Origin of the sequence: Lysinibacillus sp. S1, assembly GCF_044986265.1 — a bacterium.
In the GTDB taxonomy this organism is placed as follows: domain Bacteria; phylum Bacillota; class Bacilli; order Bacillales_A; family Planococcaceae; genus Lysinibacillus; species Lysinibacillus capsici.
This window is the reverse complement of the sequence record NZ_CP173154.1, coordinates 1207994-1226276: the sequence shown is the minus strand read 5'-3', so window position 1 is coordinate 1226276 and position 18283 is coordinate 1207994. Positions and strand designations below refer to the sequence as shown.

General features: G+C 38.6%; 16 protein-coding genes and 1 pseudogene. 12 read left to right on the top strand and 5 right to left on the bottom strand.

What is annotated here, in order from left to right; all coding sequences use genetic code 11:
- Positions 1-242: 242 nt before the first annotated feature.
- The 3 genes from ACHZEU_RS06440 to ACHZEU_RS06430 are packed head-to-tail and all read right to left on the bottom strand — an operon-like array spanning position 243 to position 1998.
- Positions 243-1079, bottom strand: a complete 837-nt coding sequence (locus ACHZEU_RS06440) for a DUF4097 family beta strand repeat-containing protein (RefSeq protein ID WP_404804236.1) — start codon at positions 1077-1079, stop codon at positions 243-245.
- On the bottom strand, positions 1080-1685 hold the full coding sequence (locus ACHZEU_RS06435) for a DUF1700 domain-containing protein (RefSeq protein ID WP_066037628.1): 606 nt from the start codon (positions 1683-1685) through the stop codon (positions 1080-1082).
- On the bottom strand, positions 1678-1998 hold the full coding sequence (locus ACHZEU_RS06430; protein ID WP_004232706.1) for a PadR family transcriptional regulator: 321 nt from the start codon (positions 1996-1998) through the stop codon (positions 1678-1680). The genes ACHZEU_RS06435 and ACHZEU_RS06430 overlap by 8 nt, the downstream gene beginning before the upstream one ends.
- 427 nt (positions 1999-2425) lie before the next feature.
- Here ACHZEU_RS06430 and panB point away from each other — a divergent pair, with 427 nt between their 5' ends.
- The 5 genes from panB (at position 2426) to dinG (ending at position 9828) form a co-directional block, all read left to right on the top strand.
- Positions 2426-3262, top strand: coding sequence for a 3-methyl-2-oxobutanoate hydroxymethyltransferase (gene panB, locus ACHZEU_RS06425; protein ID WP_404804235.1), 837 nt, complete (start codon positions 2426-2428; stop codon positions 3260-3262).
- Positions 3262-4116, top strand: coding sequence for a pantoate--beta-alanine ligase (gene panC, locus ACHZEU_RS06420; protein ID WP_404804578.1), 855 nt, complete (start codon positions 3262-3264; stop codon positions 4114-4116). Before panB ends, panC begins: the two co-directional genes overlap by 1 nt.
- Positions 4117-4126: 10 nt before the next feature.
- Complete coding sequence (gene panD, locus ACHZEU_RS06415; RefSeq protein WP_404804234.1) at positions 4127-4501, top strand: aspartate 1-decarboxylase; 375 nt, start codon at positions 4127-4129, stop codon at positions 4499-4501.
- Between the two features lie 228 nt (positions 4502-4729).
- Positions 4730-6874: a 5'-nucleotidase C-terminal domain-containing protein gene (locus ACHZEU_RS06410; protein ID WP_404804233.1), complete on the top strand. Its 2145-nt coding sequence runs from the start codon at positions 4730-4732 to the stop codon at positions 6872-6874.
- Between the two features lie 182 nt (positions 6875-7056).
- Positions 7057-9828 (top strand): ATP-dependent DNA helicase DinG, encoded by a 2772-nt coding sequence (gene dinG / locus ACHZEU_RS06405; protein ID WP_404804232.1) that lies wholly within the window; start codon positions 7057-7059, stop codon positions 9826-9828.
- 82 nt (positions 9829-9910) lie between these two features.
- Here the strand turns inward: dinG and ACHZEU_RS06400 are convergent, their stop codons facing one another.
- The gene (locus tag ACHZEU_RS06400; RefSeq protein WP_404804577.1) at positions 9911-10561 is read right to left on the bottom strand and encodes a TetR/AcrR family transcriptional regulator; all 651 of its coding nucleotides are present in this window, start codon (positions 10559-10561) and stop codon (positions 9911-9913) included.
- Positions 10562-10884: 323 nt separating this feature from the next.
- On the opposite strand from ACHZEU_RS06400, the gene ACHZEU_RS06395 reads away from it, so the two are divergent.
- On the top strand, positions 10885-12918 hold the full coding sequence (locus ACHZEU_RS06395) for a CocE/NonD family hydrolase (protein ID WP_279494476.1): 2034 nt from the start codon (positions 10885-10887) through the stop codon (positions 12916-12918).
- 22 nt (positions 12919-12940) lie between these two features.
- Positions 12941-14239, top strand: coding sequence for an MFS transporter (locus tag ACHZEU_RS06390; protein ID WP_279494477.1), 1299 nt, complete (start codon positions 12941-12943; stop codon positions 14237-14239).
- A gap of 146 nt (positions 14240-14385) precedes the next feature.
- On the opposite strand, the gene ACHZEU_RS06385 is transcribed toward ACHZEU_RS06390, so the two are convergent.
- Entirely contained in the window at positions 14386-14523 is a 138-nt protein-coding gene (locus ACHZEU_RS06385; protein ID WP_404804231.1) for a hypothetical protein, read from the bottom strand.
- 469 nt (positions 14524-14992) lie between these two features.
- Here ACHZEU_RS06385 and ACHZEU_RS06380 point away from each other — a divergent pair, with 469 nt between their 5' ends.
- The 5 genes and pseudogenes from ACHZEU_RS06380 (at position 14993) to ACHZEU_RS06360 (ending at position 18244) form a co-directional block, all read left to right on the top strand.
- Positions 14993-15760 (top strand): isocitrate lyase/phosphoenolpyruvate mutase family protein, encoded by a 768-nt coding sequence (locus ACHZEU_RS06380; RefSeq protein WP_054550721.1) that lies wholly within the window; start codon positions 14993-14995, stop codon positions 15758-15760.
- A gap of 25 nt (positions 15761-15785) precedes the next feature.
- The gene (locus tag ACHZEU_RS06375; RefSeq protein WP_112117678.1) at positions 15786-16343 is read left to right on the top strand and encodes a bifunctional transcriptional activator/DNA repair enzyme AdaA; all 558 of its coding nucleotides are present in this window, start codon (positions 15786-15788) and stop codon (positions 16341-16343) included.
- Positions 16344-16357: 14 nt separating this feature from the next.
- Positions 16358-17272: pseudogene (locus tag ACHZEU_RS06370) on the top strand (DNA-3-methyladenine glycosylase family protein).
- Positions 17259-17744: a methylated-DNA--[protein]-cysteine S-methyltransferase gene (locus tag ACHZEU_RS06365; protein WP_404804230.1), complete on the top strand. Its 486-nt coding sequence runs from the start codon at positions 17259-17261 to the stop codon at positions 17742-17744. The pseudogene ACHZEU_RS06370 and the gene ACHZEU_RS06365 overlap by 14 nt, the downstream one beginning before the upstream one ends.
- 182 nt (positions 17745-17926) lie before the next feature.
- On the top strand, positions 17927-18244 hold the full coding sequence (locus ACHZEU_RS06360; RefSeq protein WP_048389879.1) for a DUF378 domain-containing protein: 318 nt from the start codon (positions 17927-17929) through the stop codon (positions 18242-18244).
- Positions 18245-18283 lie beyond the last annotated feature (39 nt).

Below are 18283 nucleotides of genomic sequence, written 5' to 3'. Positions count from 1 at the left end.
AAAGRGTMGTGAASACCTTCACTTTATTKGRAAACCTTTGCAAAAAGGTAANACTTTTGTAGGTTGAAGTGGAAGGCTACTTGACTCCCGTGGGATCGGCGCTCGCCCACAGGAAAGAAAGTAGCCTGCAACGGAAACCATTTTCACCTTTCACAAAAATTCTATTAATGGTTTTGTTTTTCAACAATATGAAAAGCTGCAAGTAACGTCCTGTACTTGCAGCTTCTTTTATAGTCTATTCTTTATTTTAGTGACACATCTATATCACCATGTGATAAGGAAACATTCAGTTGGTGCTGACCCTTCGTTACCTGAGTCACGGTGCCACTTTGTTCTTCATCATTAATGGTCACATCACCGAAGTCTGTTTTGAGAGCATAGCCTACATCACTTTGTTTGTTTTGTAAGTGAATCGTTGTATCGCCAAAACTAGAGGTAATGGTTGTTTGCCCATTTAATGTGCCATCTATATCGATATCTCCATGCTCGCTCTCAATAGTGAAGCCGTTACTAGTAAGTTGCTGAAGCGTCAAATCACCAAAGGACTGCCTAATCTCTGTTTTGTCACCCGTCGTGCTGTTGAAAGTAATATCTCCATAATCCTGGATGAGATTAAGCTGCTGATACTGGAGCCCATGAATGGCTGTATCGCCAAAATTACTGTCTATTACAATCACCTCTATTTTTGTATCTTTTGGGACATAGAGTTTGATTGAAGGGGAAGAGAGGTTACCGAAGCCAAATTGAAAACCATCCTTTTTCTTTGCCATTGTTTCGATGGTTAAAGTTCCGTTATCAATATGATATGTTACATCTTCTTGCTCATGGACCTTTGTGTCTAATTTATAGTCACTATCACTTGCAACAATCTCCACATCTCCATAATCATTTACGATATTAATGCTTGTGAATGCATCTAAAGCATGAGACTGACTTATTAATTTAGTATTACTTGGGACATAAAGACCCTCTGAATCTTTAAGAATCAGCCAGCGACCCCCTGAAAAATAGCCAATCAATGCGAGTAGAATGCCTAATGCAATCATTGTCATGGCTATAAGGGTATTTTTTGACGTCATTTAGAAGTCCCCCTTTTTTTGCTTCTTTGTCATTTTATGGAACAGTCTGCCTAATGTTTCAACAGAGACAACAACGGTTTTCTTGATAACACGAGCAACAACTGGGAACAGTAGGACACCCAAGCCCGTTACGATTAACCCGACACCCATAAAGAGCAGTGCGGTCGGCCAATGCTCTGTTAAAATTAAGAAACCTGAAATGATCGCCACAACGCCACCAGCAAAAATACTAATAACAGTTGCGACAATAGCAAAGATTAAGCTGATAATGACTGCGCCAAATGAAAAAATGAGTGCAATGGCTGTTGCAAGTAATGGCAATGAAAGGGGCGCAGACAGTATAGCTAGAATAATGAGCCAAATGGCAGACATATTCTTTTTTGTTGATTTTGCCGAGGAGGTTTCTAAATCCTTTAATGCGAAATCAGCTAATATTTGTGAGGCGACGTGTGAAGGAGAGCCAAGTTGTGAAATGACCTGATGCTCATTTTCCTCTCCAGCTTCCTCAAAGTATTCTTCATAATAGGCAAGCGCAGCGTCTAACTCATGCGCAGGAAGCCGACGTAATTTTCCTCGTAGCTGTTTCAAATAGCTTGCTCTATCCATCTAAATTCCCTCCTAAAAGTACACAATCAACCTTTTCCTTATACATTTGCCATTCTTTTAATAGCTCTAATAATCGTATACGTCCTTGCTCCGTAATTTGATAATAGCGTCTATTTCTACCTTGATAAGGTTGATCGTACGTTGTTAAGTAATGCGCTTTTTGTAAGCGGCGTAATACAGGATACAGTGTAGACTCTGAAATCTCCATGACTGATTGTACCTGCTGTGTTAAAGAATAACCGTAGGCGTCCTCTTTCTCGACAATAGCCAGTACACAAGCATCAAGTAAAGCTGAACCAAGCTGAAATGTCATCTTTTCACCTCACATGTAATACCTATACTTCATTTTATATTATATGACATATAGTATGTGGATAGTATATGACGTATAACATTGATTGTCAATTCTAAAAGAAAATTTTTTCCAATGTTGTTAGACGAAGATATTGTAAGAAAATAATATTTGAAGATTAATAGGAAAATCTGTTATAGTATGTGCGAAGGGCAGTATCCATTGTGAACGGCACCTTCAAAAACGCAATAGACTATACTATCAAATATCTGCCTTGATCTTTTAGACAGGGACGGAAGAAAAYGATACGTTCAAATATAGCTTTCATTTTGTAAGCTATTGCCTCTTTCAGGKGTCTTTTTATCATTBAACGACACACTACCCTTCWGTCTGTTTTCGGCCAGAAGGGTTTTTCTGTTTTCTTCCTTTAAAAAAGGAGGACTACAAAATGAAAACGACAACAGATTTTTTAAAGATGAAAGCGGCAGGCGAGAAAATCGTGATGGTGACGGCCTATGATTATCCAGCTGCTAAATTCGCGGAAGAAGCTGGCGTTGAGATGATACTAGTCGGGGATTCACTTGGAATGGTCGTGCTTGGCTATGATTCTACAATGCCTGTAACTGTAGCGGATATGGTCCATCATGCAAAAGCAGTAAGACGAGGGGCAAAGGATACGTTTATAGTCGTTGATATGCCCTTTGGTTCTTATCATGGCGATGTCAATGAGACACTCAAAACAGCCATTGCGATGATGCAACAAACAGGAGCAGATGCTTTAAAGGTTGAGGGGGCAGGTGAAGTTATACCTGTCATTCGTAAATTAACGTCAGCTGGTATTCCAGTAGTAGCTCACTTAGGCTTGTTGCCTCAATCAGCGGGAGTGCTTGGTGGTTATAAGGTACAAGGAAAAACAGCTGAACAGGCTACTACACTGCTTGAAGAAGCAAAACAATGCGAAGCGGCTGGAGCATGTGCAGTCGTGTTGGAATGTATCCYTCAKCAGSTGACAGAAATTGTTTCWGCKWGTCTTGTTATKCCAACCATTGGCATRGGCGCTGGTAKTGAGGCTGATGGACAAGTGCTGGTGTATCATGACATGCTAAGCTACGGTTCGCACCATGTACCGAAATTTGTTCAACAATTTGCTGATATGGGCAAAGAAGCAAGCGCGGGGATGATGGGTTACGTAGAAGCAGTGAAAGCGGGTACTTTCCCAGCTCCAAAGCATTTCTTCACAATGAAAGAGGAAGCATTAGATCAGCTATATGGAGGCGTTAAATGATGAAAGTCATCACGACCATACAGGCATTAGCCACAGAAATTCAAGCAGCTAAGCATGCTCAAAAAACGATTGGACTTGTTCCGACAATGGGCTATTTACATGAAGGTCATTTAACATTAGCACAAACAGCTCGTGTAGAAAATGATGTCGTTGTGATGAGTATATTTGTCAACCCAACACAATTTGGGCCAAATGAGGATTTTGAAAGTTATCCTCGTGATTTGCCAAGAGATACTGCATTAGCTGAATCTGTGGGCGTTGATATTGTGTTCGCACCAAGTGTGGAAGAAATGTATCCTCAAGATGGAGGGATTCGTCTACATGCAGGTGAGCAGGCTACCATTCTTTGTGGTGCAAGTCGTCCTGGTCATTTTGATGGCGTTTTACAGGTTGTCTCTAAATTATTTCATTTAACACTGCCAACAAGAGCTTATTTTGGTCAAAAAGATGCACAGCAGGTTGCGATTATTGCGACAATGGTACGTGATTTTAATTTCCCTTTAGAAATGCGTGTTGTCCCAATTGTACGCGAGGAGGACGGTTTAGCGAAATCTTCTCGTAATGTCTATTTAAGTGAGTCAGAGCGACAAGAGGCTCCAGCAATCAATGAAGCATTACAGTTGGCTCGCGATAGCTTTTTAGCGAATGGTGATGCTGATAAAGCACTTGCAAAAGCAAAAGCTCATATTCATGCAAGAACACATGGCCGCATTGATTATATTGAATTATTAACATATCCAGATTTAACACCAGTGACAACTGCAACTCAGCAAGTTCTGTTGGCAGCAGCTGTTTATATAGGTAAAACACGTTTAATCGATAATTGTATTTTTACTGTGAAAGAGGGACKATAGTAYGTTACGTATGATGATGAATAGTAAAATCCACCGTGCAACAGTGACACAGGCAGATTTAAACTATGTAGGCTCCATAACAATAGATGAAGATATTTTAGATGCAGTAGGTATGCTGGCAAACGAAAAAGTACATGTTGTTAATAACAATAATGGCGCTCGTTTTGAAACATATATTATAGCTGGTGAACGAGGATCAGGTGTCATTTGTGTTAATGGCGCAGCAGCAAGACTTGTGCAGCGTGGTGATATTGTCATTATTATTTCCTATGTGTATGTGGATAATCATGAGGCAAAAGACCATCAACCAACTGTAGCCATCATGGGAGAGGGCAATACAATTAAGGAAATGATCGCACACGAGCCAGAAGCAACTGTGATGTGAATTCAGCCATRGAATAAATTAATACTAGAGAGGAGGATGGCAAAGCATAGCCAATCCTCCTTTTTTGCGATTACGTTTATATCAAAAGTTACTGGCAAAAATTTGCTTTTATTACTATTAAACTAGTTAACAAAATTATAATTTTACAAATGTTCTAGTATTTTGCGTCATATTTATGTAGAATTTAGTTGTTAGTACATCATTTTACTAGTGGAGGTATCATTTGTCATGGAAAATAAACGTAACAAATTTTTAACAGTAACTGCAGCAGCATTGGCTGTAACAGCGGTAGCGGTAGTACCAGCATCAGCAGCAAGTCCTTTTTCGGATGTAAAGGAAAGTCATGCAGATTTTGAAGGCATTTCTACACTTTATGCAGCAGGGATTATTAGTGGTTACCCAGATGGTACATTCAAACCAGATACAAATGTCACACGTGGACAAGCGGCAAAAATGATTGCAGGCGCATTAAAATTGGATACAAAAGAAGTAGAGGATCCAAAATTTACGGATATTAGTGCATCAAATCCTTATTATGGCTCAATTGCAGCCCTTGTAGGATTAAATGTCATTACAGGCTATGGAGATAATACTTTCCGTCCAAACCAAACAATTACACATGGTGATTTAGCAAAAATTTTAGCATCTATCCCAACATTACCAGAGCTAGAAAGTGCAAAAAATCATGAGGCTAGTGAAAAAGTTACACGTGGACAACTGGCAACATTCATTGCTGAGGCTCTAACAAAATCAAACCCAGAAACTCCAGAGACTCCAGAAACACCAGAAACACCAGAGACTCCTGAAACACCAGCAGATGCATTCTCATTATCGATTTTACATGTGAATGATACACATGCTCGTGCAAATGAATTACCTAAATTGGCGACAGCTGTAAAAGAACAAAGGGAAGCAAAGAAAAATGTTTTAACATTACATGCTGGCGATGCATTTAATGGTACATTATATTTCAATGAATTCCATGGACAAGCAGATCTAGCGCTATTAAATGAAATTGGCTTTGATGCAATGGTATTTGGTAACCATGAATTTGATTTAGGTGCCTCTCCAGAAGGTCATCAAGCATTAGCGGATTTTGTTAAAGGGGCTAAATTCCCATTTGTGGATGCCAATACAGATTTCTCAGCAGATGATAAATTCACTGGTTTATTTACAGACTTAATTTCAAGTGAACCTGAAAATGGTAAAATTTATTCTGGTATTGTAAAAGAAATTGATGGAGAAAAAGTTGGTATTTTTGGTTTAACAACAGAAGAAACAAAAGCTGTTGCATCTCCAGATAAAGTAACATTCTCAAATTACATTGAAGAGGCCAAAAAAGCAGTAGCGGCTTTTGAAGGTATGGGGGTTAACAAAATTATCGCCTTAACACATATTGGATTTGAAGATAATGCGAATATAGATAATGACCAACTATTAGCAAAAAATGTAGATGGTATTGACATTATTGTAGGTGCACATGATCATACAAAATTAGACAAACCATTTATCGTAGATACAAATACAGCTGGCGAAGCAAAAGAGGCTACATTAATTGTACAAGCTAATGAGTATGTAAAGTATTTAGGTACACTAGATGTAACATTTGATGGAAATGGTGTTGTGACTGAATATAATGGTGAATTAATCGACCTTGGTAAAGTAGCAGAGGATAAAGCGGCATTAGAAAAACTTGCACCGTTTAAAGAAAAAGTAGATGCAATCATGAAACAAGAGATTGGTGTAAAACTTAATGAAGCATTAGATGGATCACGTGAATTAGTACGTACACAAGAAGCGGCATTAGGTAATCTCATTACAGATGGCATGTTAGCAAAATCACAACAATACTCAGATAAAAAAGTTGTGATGGCATTTACAAATGGTGGTGGTATTCGCGAGACGATTCCAGCAGGTGAAATTACTGTAGGTCATGTTATGACAGTACTACCTTTTGGTAATACATTAGCATTAATGGATGCAACAGGTGCTGAGCTACAAGCAGCATTTGAAGTGTCCTTAGAAAAAGCACCTAAAGAAAATGGTGGCTTCTTACACATTGCTGGAGCGAAATTACAATATGATTCGTCAAAAGAAGTAGGCTCACGTGTTGTATCTATCGAATATTTAGATAAAGCAACAGGTAAATATGTTGCTATTGAAGATGGTAAAACTTACACAGTAGCTACAAATGCCTATACTGCTAAGCAAGGTGGAGATGGCTATGAAGTATTTTGTAAAGCATATGAAGAAGGTCGTGTTACAGATTTAGGCTTATCTGATTGGGAAAACCTTCAAGAGCAATTACTATCACTTAAAGAAGTGAAAACAACAACAGAAGGTCGTATTGTTGATGTAGCAAAAAAACAATAAGCGTAACGTTGTTTGAGTAAGCACTCCATAGCGATTCCACAACGCAACCTTAGGGGATTGATTTCTCCAAGGTTGCGTTTTTTGTATGGATGCGGTGATTCAACAAAGAGGAGAAAGGATGCCGCAGAGCCAATAATATGATAAAATTCAACTTATCTAATGTGAACTGTGAGTTGAGATGTATGATGGAAAGTCAAAAATATGCAATTGTAGATTTGGAGACAACTGGTCATTCACCAGCCAATGGGGACCGGATGATTCAAATTGCCATTGTTATTATGAAGGATTGGGAAATTGAGCGTACCTATACGAAGTTCATAAATCCAGGGAAAGCTATTCCCACTTTCATTCAAGATTTAACGCATATAACGAATGAGGATGTAAAGGATGCCTTCCCATTTGAAGCGCATGCGGATTACATATATGAGCTACTTGCTGACTGTGTATTTGTTGCACATAATGCAGATTTTGACTTATCCTTTTTACAAGCAGAGTTTAAACGTGCTGGACTACCGAAATGGCAAGGTAAAAAAATGGATACGGTGGAGCTAGCTAAAATTTTGTTCCCTATGTCCCTTGGTTTTAAGCTAGGGGATTTAGCGGCCGATTTAAATATTGAGTTAGCAAATGCTCATCGAGCGGATGACGATGCTCGCGCGACAGCGGAGCTATTCAAGCATTGCTGGAAGGAGCTACTAAGTTTACCACAGCTTACACTTGAACAGATGCATAAGCGTTCCTTTCGCTTAAAATCAAATATTTCTCAGCTTTTTTTTGAGGCGTTGCAAATTAAGCGCCAGCATACGACGGGCCGCGAAAATGTACACTATTACCGTAATTTTGCGATTGGCAATGGCCGAAATAAGCATGAGCATGTGACAGAAACGATTGCCTACCCTCAATCAGTAGATGAGAAAATAACTTTAATGTCAAAGGCACTGCCAAATTTTGAGGAACGTCCTGCACAATTTGACATGATGGACACGATTTGGCGGGCATTACATGAACAACAGGAGTGCGTGATTGAAGCTTCTACGGGTATTGGTAAAACTGCTGGCTATTTACTTCCAGCCATCTTATTTGCCCGTGCTGTTAATAAAAAGATTGCCATCAGTACGTATACTTCCTATTTACAAGAACAGCTTGTAGAAGAAGAGCTACCAAAGATCGAAAAAATCCTTGGGACAAAGGTGAATTTGTGTGTGCTGAAGGGAATGCAGCATTATATTGATCTCGATCGCTTTGAGCAATGTATGGCATATGCTGATGAATCCTATGATGATACATTTACTATTTTACAAATACTTGTGTGGTTGACCAAAACAGAGACTGGTGTGTTGAGCGAGCTCAATGTTTCTGGTGGCGGACAACTGTTTTTAGAGAAAATCCGAAAAATACCGAATGACAAGCCTTCAAAGGGCTTTGATTTCTATGAGCAAGCTTTAAAGAACAGTGCAGTTGCTGACTGTATTGTAACGAATCATGCCATGGTTTKAAGTGATTTAGTGCGTCAAACACCACTTTTTACAGAAATAGATGGCTGGATTATTGACGAGGCGCATCAATTTATTCAGGCAGCTATGCAGCAGGATGAAGTAGTCTTCTCCTATACACAATGGAAGTATATTTTTGGACAAATTGGTACGATGGAGGACACGGCTTTATTTCAACAGTTTTGCCAGGCAGCGAAGAGAAAACAGCGAGTAGCCATGCAAAATTTACAGCATCTTGATGCACAATTCATACGTTTGCAGCGGACATTTGATGAAACAATCCAGAGAACTATTCAAAAATTGCAACAGCAAATGAAAGGGAAACAAGCAGGTAGTAAATGCACCTTGTTTTTAGAGGATGTTTCATTTGCGAAAGAAACGTTTGCACAAGTAAGCAAACTAACCCAGCAATGGCTGGATCTCGCTACTAGCATTACACAGTCGTTCGAAAATGCGATTGAGCAGCTAGATAAAAACGATCAATATGTATTATCTGAATGGCAATATTGGATTCGAGAAGTGAAGATAAAAATTGCTGAATGGGACGATATTTTTCTGTCACCACAGGAAGGCAATTCTGTTTGGTTAGAATTTGATGTACGGAGTGTCCCTGGCAGTCTCCATGTTTTTAAGAAGCCTGTCAATGTGACGCCGATAATTGAAAAAGTATTAGCACCTTTACGTCAGCAAGCGAGTATTGTTTGGACATCAGGCACATTAACGGTACCAGGCAATGAGCGCTTTGTTACACGCCAGCTAGGCATTTCTGATAATGTTGAAGTCTTGAAACTACAAGCTCCACCAGCCTACTATGCTGGGGCTAAGGCATTTATCGTCACCGATATGCCAGATATTCAGCATGTCAGCCAAGAAGAATACATTGAGGCTGTTGCCCATGCAATTACGCGGACTGTTCGAATGACAGAAGGGCGTTGCTTTGTACTCTTTACAGCACAGGATATGCTACGAAAAACAGTTGAGCTTATCCAAGATAGTGAACTATTAGATGATTACATGCTATTTGCACAAGGTGTTACAGGCGGTAGCCGTATGCGCATTCTAAAATCCTTCCAAAAATTTAGTCATGCCGTTCTATTTGGCACAAACAGTTTTTGGGAGGGGGTAGATGTTCCAGGAGATGCACTTGCCTCTGTTATTGTCGTACGATTACCATTTTCTTCACCAGAAGAGCCTGTTTTTAAGGCGAGGGCAAAGCATCTAACTACTCTAGGCCGCAATTCCTTTACGGAGCTTTCCTTACCAGAAGCGATCATGAGGTTTAAGCAAGGCTTTGGTCGATTAATACGTTCTTCGCAGGATAAAGGAGCTTTTATTGTCCTAGACCGACGAATTACTAGTAAGTCATATGGGAAAGAGTTTATTAAGGCATTACCACCTATCGATGTAAAGAAATTGCAGCTACCCGAATTGTTAAAGGAACTAAATCATTGGCAAAAATAGCAGAAACCCCTTTTAGCATTGCTAGAAGGGGTTTTTACGTATTGTAGAAGCGTTTAAAGAAAGGCAATTGCTAGTATGATTCTCATTGCTTATTTTTAGTTTGCTCATCAAAAAGGTTAGCATTACGAACGATTTCTGTAATATATTTCATAGTGATTGCCGTTGCTTGTTTGGCATCATAACTTTTGCGATTATTCAATAGGTTTGTAAACATACCTTGCCAAATTAATAGTGTGATTTCATTGATGGCATCAACATTGCCTTCAGTTAAGTAGCCTTCTTTTAAAGCGATCTCTAACATAGAACGCCCTCGTTTCGTTAGACTGTGTTGAAATAAAATGKTCTTTAAATCATCAGGGATATTGATTAAATCATTGGGGTAAAAATTATAATAATTTTCCAATAGTGCTTCTGGTGTTTCCCCTAAATCCATGATAAAGACTGCGTGAAAAATCTGAGGTTGTTTGAAGGAATATTGACAAAAGCACTCCCAAGCCAATAAGTATTTTTCAATAGGATCTTTGCCTCTTTCTATGTAGCGAGCAACTTCGTTGGTATAATCTTGCATGCATCTCATCGATGCAAAAAATAGAAGATGCGAGACTTCTGAAAAATAATTGTAGATAGTAGCACTGTTGTAACCTGCTTTATCAGCAACCTTTCGGATTGTGACATTTTCCAGCCCTTCTTCTTCGATGATTTCCGCAGTGGCATCTACAAAGTATTTCCACATACGACTCCTTTGTATTTCATTTTTCTTCAAAGTAATATCCCCCTAACAAACAATTAATTACTGTRAAATCATTAATTAAATGTATATATTTACCTTATTGTAGCTAATTTAAACTTATTATAGCATAGCAATTTTAATTATCTTCTTTCATTATAGCATTAGCTTTTGTCATTTTCAGAGTTGTGCATTAGAATTTCAGGTGATATACTAATCACAATTATTTTATAATCATGATTACTAAATAATCAAGATTCAGAATAATTAGACGAAGAGGATGTTATAACTAGGAGTCTTGCACTTAGACACAAGGGGAGGATTATACAATGAGTAAAAAAATTGTGACACAATTTGAGTGTACATATGAAACGATTGAAAACACATGGATCGAGTTAGCAGACGGCACAAGGCTTTCAAGTCGTATTTGGCTACCAAATGTAAAATTGGGAGAGAAAGTACCAGCCATTTTAGAGTATATTCCTTATCGTAAAACAGATGGGACAAGAGCAAGAGATGAGCCTATGCACGGTTATTTTGCAGGACATGGTTATGCTGTTGTGCGAGTGGATATGCGAGGTTCAGGTGAGTCAGATGGTTTATTAAAGGACGAATATCTAAAGCAAGAGCAGGATGATGCCCTTGAAGTCATTGAATGGATTGCTAACCAAAGCTGGTGTGATGGCAATATTGGGATGATGGGGAAATCGTGGGGCGGATTTAATTCTCTACAAGTAGCAGCTCGTCGACCAAAGGCGTTAAAGGCGATTATTACCGTAGGCTTTACAGATGATCGTTATAACAATGATATTCACTATAAGGGCGGTTGCTTGTTAAACGATAACTTCTGGTGGGGTGCTATTATGTTAGCCTACCAGTTACGTCCAATTGATCCACATATTGTTGGCGATAGCTGGCGTGATAAGTGGATGGAACGATTAGAAAATATGCCTTTATGGATGGCACAATGGATGGAGCATCAAACAAGAGACGATTATTGGAAACATGGTTCAGTTTGTGAGAATTATCAAGACATAGAAATCCCAGTTTTTGCGCTAGATGGCTGGGAAGATTCCTATACAAACACAGTCTTAAGTTTAATGGAAGGGCTTTCTGTTCCGAGAAAAGGCATCATTGGCCCATGGGCACATGTTTATCCCCACGATGGAGTGCCGGGTCCAGCAATGGGCTTTCTACAAGAAGCTGTGAAATGGTGGGATCATTGGTTAAAAGGAATAGACAACGATGTAATGGATGGACCAATGGTGAATGTCTGGGTAGAAGAGAGCATGGAGCCATCCGTTAAGAAACCAATTAGCAAAGGCTATTGGGTTGGTTTAGAATCGTGGCCAGCAGCGGAATCGATACAAACTAAGGTGTATCAACTGACACATGGAAAAATAGTAGAAAACCGTAGTGAGCAACAAGAGCAAGTCCTACTAAAAACTCCTCAAAATCATGGACTTTTATCTGGTGAATGGATGGGCGCTGGCGTACTAGGTGAAAGTCCAGCAGACCAACGATTAGATGATGGAATGGCCATGGTTTTTGAAACGGATAGGCTAGAGAAAGCCTTAGAGATTGTGGGCTATCCAAAATTTGAAGTGGAATTAATGAGTGACAAACCACATGCAATGCTATTTGCACAGCTATCAGACGTAGCACCTGATGGAGCTGTCACTCGTGTATCCTATGGCGTGATGAACCTGACACACTTAAATGGGCATGATCATGTTGACCTGTTAACACCTGGTGAAAAAGTGAAGGCCTTTGTTCAGTTAGATTGCTGTGGCCATCAATTTAAAGCGGGGCATCGTTTACGCCTATCCTTAGCTACAACGTTTTGGCCGATGTTTTGGCCAATGCCAGAAGACGCTACATTGACATTAAATCTAGAAACGGCTACCTTATCATTGCCAACCTTCCATGGTCAGCAGGTAGTAGGACCTAATATGAATGCTGAAAGTGCACCATTAACGCCAATCACAACGCTGCAAGAAGGAAGAGTTGATCGTTCTATATCCTATGATATTTTAACAGATACATGGACATGCATTACAGATGGGGTTGGAGGCGTATTTGGTGAAGGTATTTATCGCTTTGATGATATTGATGTCACTGTAGAACATAATTTGAAACGAGAATTAACCTTAACGAATGCTGATCCACTGTCAGCTCAGTATACAATCTATCAAAAGATGAAAATTGGTCGTGAAGGCTGGTGGATTGACGCGGATATTACGGTTACCAAAACATCCGATCAGGAAAACTTCCAAATTGTTGGGGAAATGGTCATCAAAGAAAATGACAAACAAGTCTTCCATAAGGAATGGAATCAAAAAATTAAACGTCATGGCTTGTAAATAACATATAAGGGGTAAACATATGGAAGCTAAGTTAAAAAAGAATACAGCTACTTTAGTTATTTTAGCTGTTTCAGGTGCCTTAATTTACGCATTGCCTTATTTTAGAAACTACTATTATGATGTCTTTCTGGATGCATTTCATTTAACCAATACACAAATGGGGACACTTGGTAGTGCGTATGGTGTTTGTTGTTTAATTTCCTATATTTTTGGAGGATTTTGTGCAGATCGTTGGAAAACGAAATATTTATTAACCATTTCTTTAGTAGCCACAGGATTATTAGGGTTTACATTATTATTGTATCCACCCTATCCAGTTCTTCTACTGATTCATGCTGCTTGGGGAATCACGTCCATTATGACGTTCTGGGGAGCATTAGTAAAAGCGGTTCGTTCTTTAGGCTCTGAAAATGAACAAGGAAAAGCTTTTGGATTTTTTGAAGGCGGACGTGGTGTAACCAACATTATTCAATCTGCTGTGATTTTAGGGATCTTTGCTTTTTTTGCAAAACATATGAGTGATAAAATGGCTCTTTCAGCAGTTATTACGGTGTATTCTGTGATTTGTCTTTTGTTGGGCCTCATGATTATGATGCTGTATAAAGATCCAGATCAAGCAACTGTCAGTCCAGAAGATAGAGAGAGCAGTAAAACGTTTGATTGGGCAGTCCTTTGGAAAGTGTTGAAGATGCCAACTACCTGGCTTGCGACTATACTTATCTTTACGTCCTACGCGATGATTATTAGCTATTATTACATTACACCTTATGCAACGGCCGCATTTGGTGCGTCTACGTTAATTGCTGCGGCTTTGGGCTACTTCTCGCAATATTGTCGTCCAATTGGTAGTTTTAGTGCAGGAATCATAGGAGACCGGATTGGTGTGTCGAATATGGTGTTAATCGGCTATATTTTATTAGCACTTGGTTTAGTAGGGCTCATTTTATTACCAGGAAAAGCTTCTTTTATCCTTATGCTTTTAGTGTTCATTGGGATTATCTATACATCTATGTATGCTTTGCAAGCGATGCATTTTGCAATTCTAGTAGAAGGCGATTATCCAGTAGAATCAACAGGAACTGTGTCCATGCCACTGATGATAATTGGTTATAGTGGTGAAATCTTTATGCCAATTATTGCAGGTGCTTGTTTAGATTACTGGGGTGGCACAGCGGGCTATAAAGTATTCTTTGGTATTTTATTAGGCTTAGCTATTATTGGATTCATTACAGTAGTCATTTGGCAGCGTGTGACGAAAGAAAAACGCCGAGAAATTGCTTTACAACGAAAGCTTTCCAAGGAACAGGCACTTACTTAATTTAGTTTAGAACTAACATTGGTTTCTTCCAAAGCCAGCTTTTTTTAAACATAATGATGAATAGCTAAAAAGGCTGCGAATAGTTTTTTACTATTTATACAAGTTGATTATTCACAAATCAATATGTAAACAGGGAAACAGAGGCGTCAAGATAATGACGCCTCTATTTTCGTCTCCGGTTTTGTATGATCCAGTAAAAATTCCACACGATTTCTACCATGGTGTTTGGCCTGATATAAAGCCTTGTCACATCTAGATAATAAGGAATGAATTGTATCGCCCATCACAAAGCAAGTCACTCCAATAATGATATACATATCAATGCTATCTAGTTTATCTGTTACCTCTAGCCAATGGGATTCATTTTTATCTATTCAAATATTATCCATGGTTAAACGTAACCAAATAGTATCTCTCGTATGCCAGAAGAATGGATACGATTGATTTCTAGCCACAAAAGAATGATCATGGACATCACTCAATATATCTTCGATGGAGACCATTTTGGAATTAAATGCTGTCCTAACACAATAGGATCTAGCAGCTTATCTGTTGGGCTATTGCGCTAACAGGGGGGATGAGAGCGAACATAACTAGGATAATAAGTGTGAATAAATTTATTTTTCTGACTATTGTATTTTCCATGTTATTTGCTAAAACATTATTATAGACCATAACAGCAAGATTGAGGACGAAATAAAAGGATAGTTCCTGATAATATAAGGTCTAACAAACAGCATGGAGGCTTATATTATGTCAAAAATTCAGCAATTTTATGATTTACATTTTTCACAAGAGCTATTATTTATTGGGAATGCTTGGGATGTTATATCAGCATTAACATTAGAAAAGGCAGGCTTTCAAGCAATCGGTACAACAAGCTGGGGCATAGCGAACTCACTTGGCTATGCAGACGGTGAACAAATCGATTTTCAACGACATCTAACAATTATTCAATCCATTACAGAGCAAGTCAAGATACCCGTATCAGCAGATATAGAAGCGGGGTATGGCCATGATGAACAAAGTATTATCGACAATGTTTTGAGAACGGCAGATGTAGGAGTAGCAGGGATTAACATTGAGGATTCCTTTAAACATCAAACAGGCTTAAGAAGCATAATTGAACACTGTTATTTATTAACAAACATGAGGAAAGAATTAGATAATCATGGCTATAAAGATTTCTTTATTAATGCTCGAACAGATACGTATTTTCAATTAGAGCAACCATTTGAAGAAACAATAACAAGAGCAAAAGCTTATATTGAGAGCGGAGCAAGTGGTATATTTATCCCAGGCTTAACAGATGCCAATGAAATAAGCGCGATGACTCGTAATATAAATGCGCCCATTAATCTTCTTTCATTACCTAGTTTAACGAATGTCAAGCTACTAAAAGAATTAGGGGTGAAACGCTTTAGCTTTGGAAATGCACTTTCAGATAAAATAATTGCGCATTTAACACAGCATGCTGCACAATTATTAAAAGACCAAGATACTTCTGCGTTATATATATAGTCGATGGGAATGAGGTGAGATAATCGTGGACAATGCCATCAATTTATCTTTTGAGGAAAAGTGGGAAAAGATTATAACATGTGATCAAACCTATGATGGGCTTTTTTATACAGCGGTTAAAACTACTAAGATTTATTGCCGTCCTTCCTGTAAATCCAGAAAGCCGAAAAAGATGAATGTTGAATTTTATGAAGATATCCAAAAAGTAGAGGCGGCTGGCTATCGGGCATGTAAACGATGTCAGCCTGAAATCGAACATTCCCCACACACGCAATTGATTAAAAATGTCACGACTTTTATTATGAACGAATATAAACAAAGAGTGACTTTACAGGATATGGCGGAGCATGTTGGCCTCAGTCCCTTTCACCTTGAACGACTATTTAAACAAGAGACTGCTGAGACGCCTCGAACGTATTTAGAGAAAATCAGAATTGATAAGGCTGCCCATCTATTAAAACATACCGACTTTACAAATTTAGAAATATGTTATGAAGCTGGCTTTCAAAGCCCATCTAATTTTTATAAAGTTTTTCGACGGCTGAAAAATTGTTCGCCTACAGAATACCGTAACCTATCGTAGGAGAGGGAAATGATATGAAATGGACAAACGATGTTGGCTATTTAGTTATCGAGTTACCACAAGCATTTAATTATAGAGAGTGTTTGCAGTTCTTAAAGCGCTCACATCACGAAATACTTCACCATATAAAGGATGATGTGCTCTACAAATTATTGAAGATTGATGAACAATTTATTTTATGTGAAATAACTGAACAAGCACATAAAATAATAGTAATATTTCCAATGAAACAGCCAGCTAGCCATGAACAGGCGATCATCGCACAATATATCGCAGAGTGGTTTGATTTAACAAAGGATTTGCAGGGGTATTACCAGATGGCTGAAAACGATCAAATCCTAAAGCCACTTGTGAAGAAATATAATGGATTACGGTTAATCGGGATTCCTGATTTATTTGAAGCATTAATTTGGGCAATTATTGGTCAACAAATAAATTTAACTTTTGCCTATATGTTAAAAAAAAGATTTGTCGAGCATTTTGGAGAATATGTTTACTTTGAGGGGCAAAGCTACTGGCTGTTTCCAACGCCAGAGAGAATAGCCGTTATAGCGTCAGATGAATAAATACAGCTCCAATTTACACGGAGGAAATCAGAATACATTATTGATATTGCCAAAATTATGGCAAGCGGACAATTGACAAAAAATTTGCTGTGGCAACAAGAGGACTACGAAGCCATGAAAAAACGATTAATGGACATTCGAGGAATTGGTGCATGGACAGCAGATTATGTGCTTATGAAATGTCTGCAACAACCGACAGCATTTCCTATAGCAGATGTAGGTCTACATAATGCTTTAAAAATACAACTAGCATTAGAACGAAAACCAACAATTGAAGAATTAAAGAACTATGCGGAACATTGGCAAGGCTGGCAAGCTTATGCCACCTTTTATTTATGGAGGTCACTGTATGAAACGGTATAAATTAGATTATTCATCACCAATTGGGATTATAGAAGTTGAGGGAAGTGATACAGCAATTGATGCCATTAACTTTGCAGAGCGAGAGCAGGTCGTCAATACTCCTCAGCAAGACACACCTGAAGTTTTACTAGAATGTGTTAAGCAATTGCATGAGTATTTTCTAGGTGATCGTCAGGAGTTTTCATTTCCTTATGTTTTTCGAGGTACAGATTTTCAACAAGCTGTTTGGCATGTTTTACCGAGTGTAGGATTTGGTGAAACGGCTTCATATAAGGATATCGCCATTGCTATTAACAATGAAAAAGCTGTAAGGGCTGTTGGTAGTGCGAATGGTAAAAATAATATCAGCATTGTTGTGCCATGTCATCGAATTATCGGYTCCAATGGAACGCTGACAGGTTATGGAGGCGGAATGTGGCGCAAAGAATGGCTGCTTCAGCATGAGCAGACACATAAAAATTTATCCAAGTAACGCCATTCATCAGAGTACGTCATTTCGCCATTTGTACACAGTATAAAAAAGAGGTTATTGCAAAAAATAAGACCGTCAAAATGGCGGTTGTAATGACTAGTCTTTGTCATTTTATCGCTTCTTATGACACCTCCCTGCTAAGAAATATAGCTTGGAGTATTGAAAATAAAGGAGGTGTACACATGAGCGTGCTTTATAGAATCGCCTTAGTACTAGTTATTATAGGTGCAATCAACTGGGGACTCATTGGATTCTTTAGATTTGATTTAGTGGCTTATTTATTTGGTGGACAAACGGCGGTCTTATCTCGTTGGGTTTATGCACTCGTTGGTCTTGCTGGGCTAATTTCGATTCCTATTCTTGTAAAGCGATTTGAAGACGAGGATGATGTAGATACATTTACTCGTATGGATAGAAATCCTAGCTATGGCATGGAGGCTGGAGAAGAAACAGATTTCTCAGAAGTAAGAAAAACGGAAGAGAAAAAAGAGAACAAATAGTTAAACTGTAAAATCTAGTGACCATGTTGGCGCGTCAGT

What these genes read in the sequence shown, in the direction of transcription:
- ACHZEU_RS06440 (WP_404804236.1), bottom strand. Translation starts at nt 1,079, where the DNA reads ATGACGTCAAAAAATACCCTTATAGCCATGACAATGATTGCATTAGGC.
- ACHZEU_RS06435 (WP_066037628.1), bottom strand. Translation starts at nt 1,685, where the DNA reads ATGGATAGAGCAAGCTATTTGAAACAGCTACGAGGAAAATTACGTCGG.
- ACHZEU_RS06430 (WP_004232706.1), bottom strand. Translation starts at nt 1,998, where the DNA reads ATGACATTTCAGCTTGGTTCAGCTTTACTTGATGCTTGTGTACTGGCT.
- panD (WP_404804234.1), top strand. Translation starts at nt 4,127, where the DNA reads ATGATGATGAATAGTAAAATCCACCGTGCAACAGTGACACAGGCAGAT.
- ACHZEU_RS06410 (WP_404804233.1), top strand. Translation starts at nt 4,730, where the DNA reads ATGGAAAATAAACGTAACAAATTTTTAACAGTAACTGCAGCAGCATTG.
- ACHZEU_RS06395 (WP_279494476.1), top strand. Translation starts at nt 10,885, where the DNA reads ATGAGTAAAAAAATTGTGACACAATTTGAGTGTACATATGAAACGATT.
- ACHZEU_RS06390 (WP_279494477.1), top strand. Translation starts at nt 12,941, where the DNA reads ATGGAAGCTAAGTTAAAAAAGAATACAGCTACTTTAGTTATTTTAGCT.
- ACHZEU_RS06385 (WP_404804231.1), bottom strand. Translation starts at nt 14,523, where the DNA reads ATGGGCGATACAATTCATTCCTTATTATCTAGATGTGACAAGGCTTTA.
- ACHZEU_RS06380 (WP_054550721.1), top strand. Translation starts at nt 14,993, where the DNA reads ATGTCAAAAATTCAGCAATTTTATGATTTACATTTTTCACAAGAGCTA.
- ACHZEU_RS06360 (WP_048389879.1), top strand. Translation starts at nt 17,927, where the DNA reads ATGAGCGTGCTTTATAGAATCGCCTTAGTACTAGTTATTATAGGTGCA.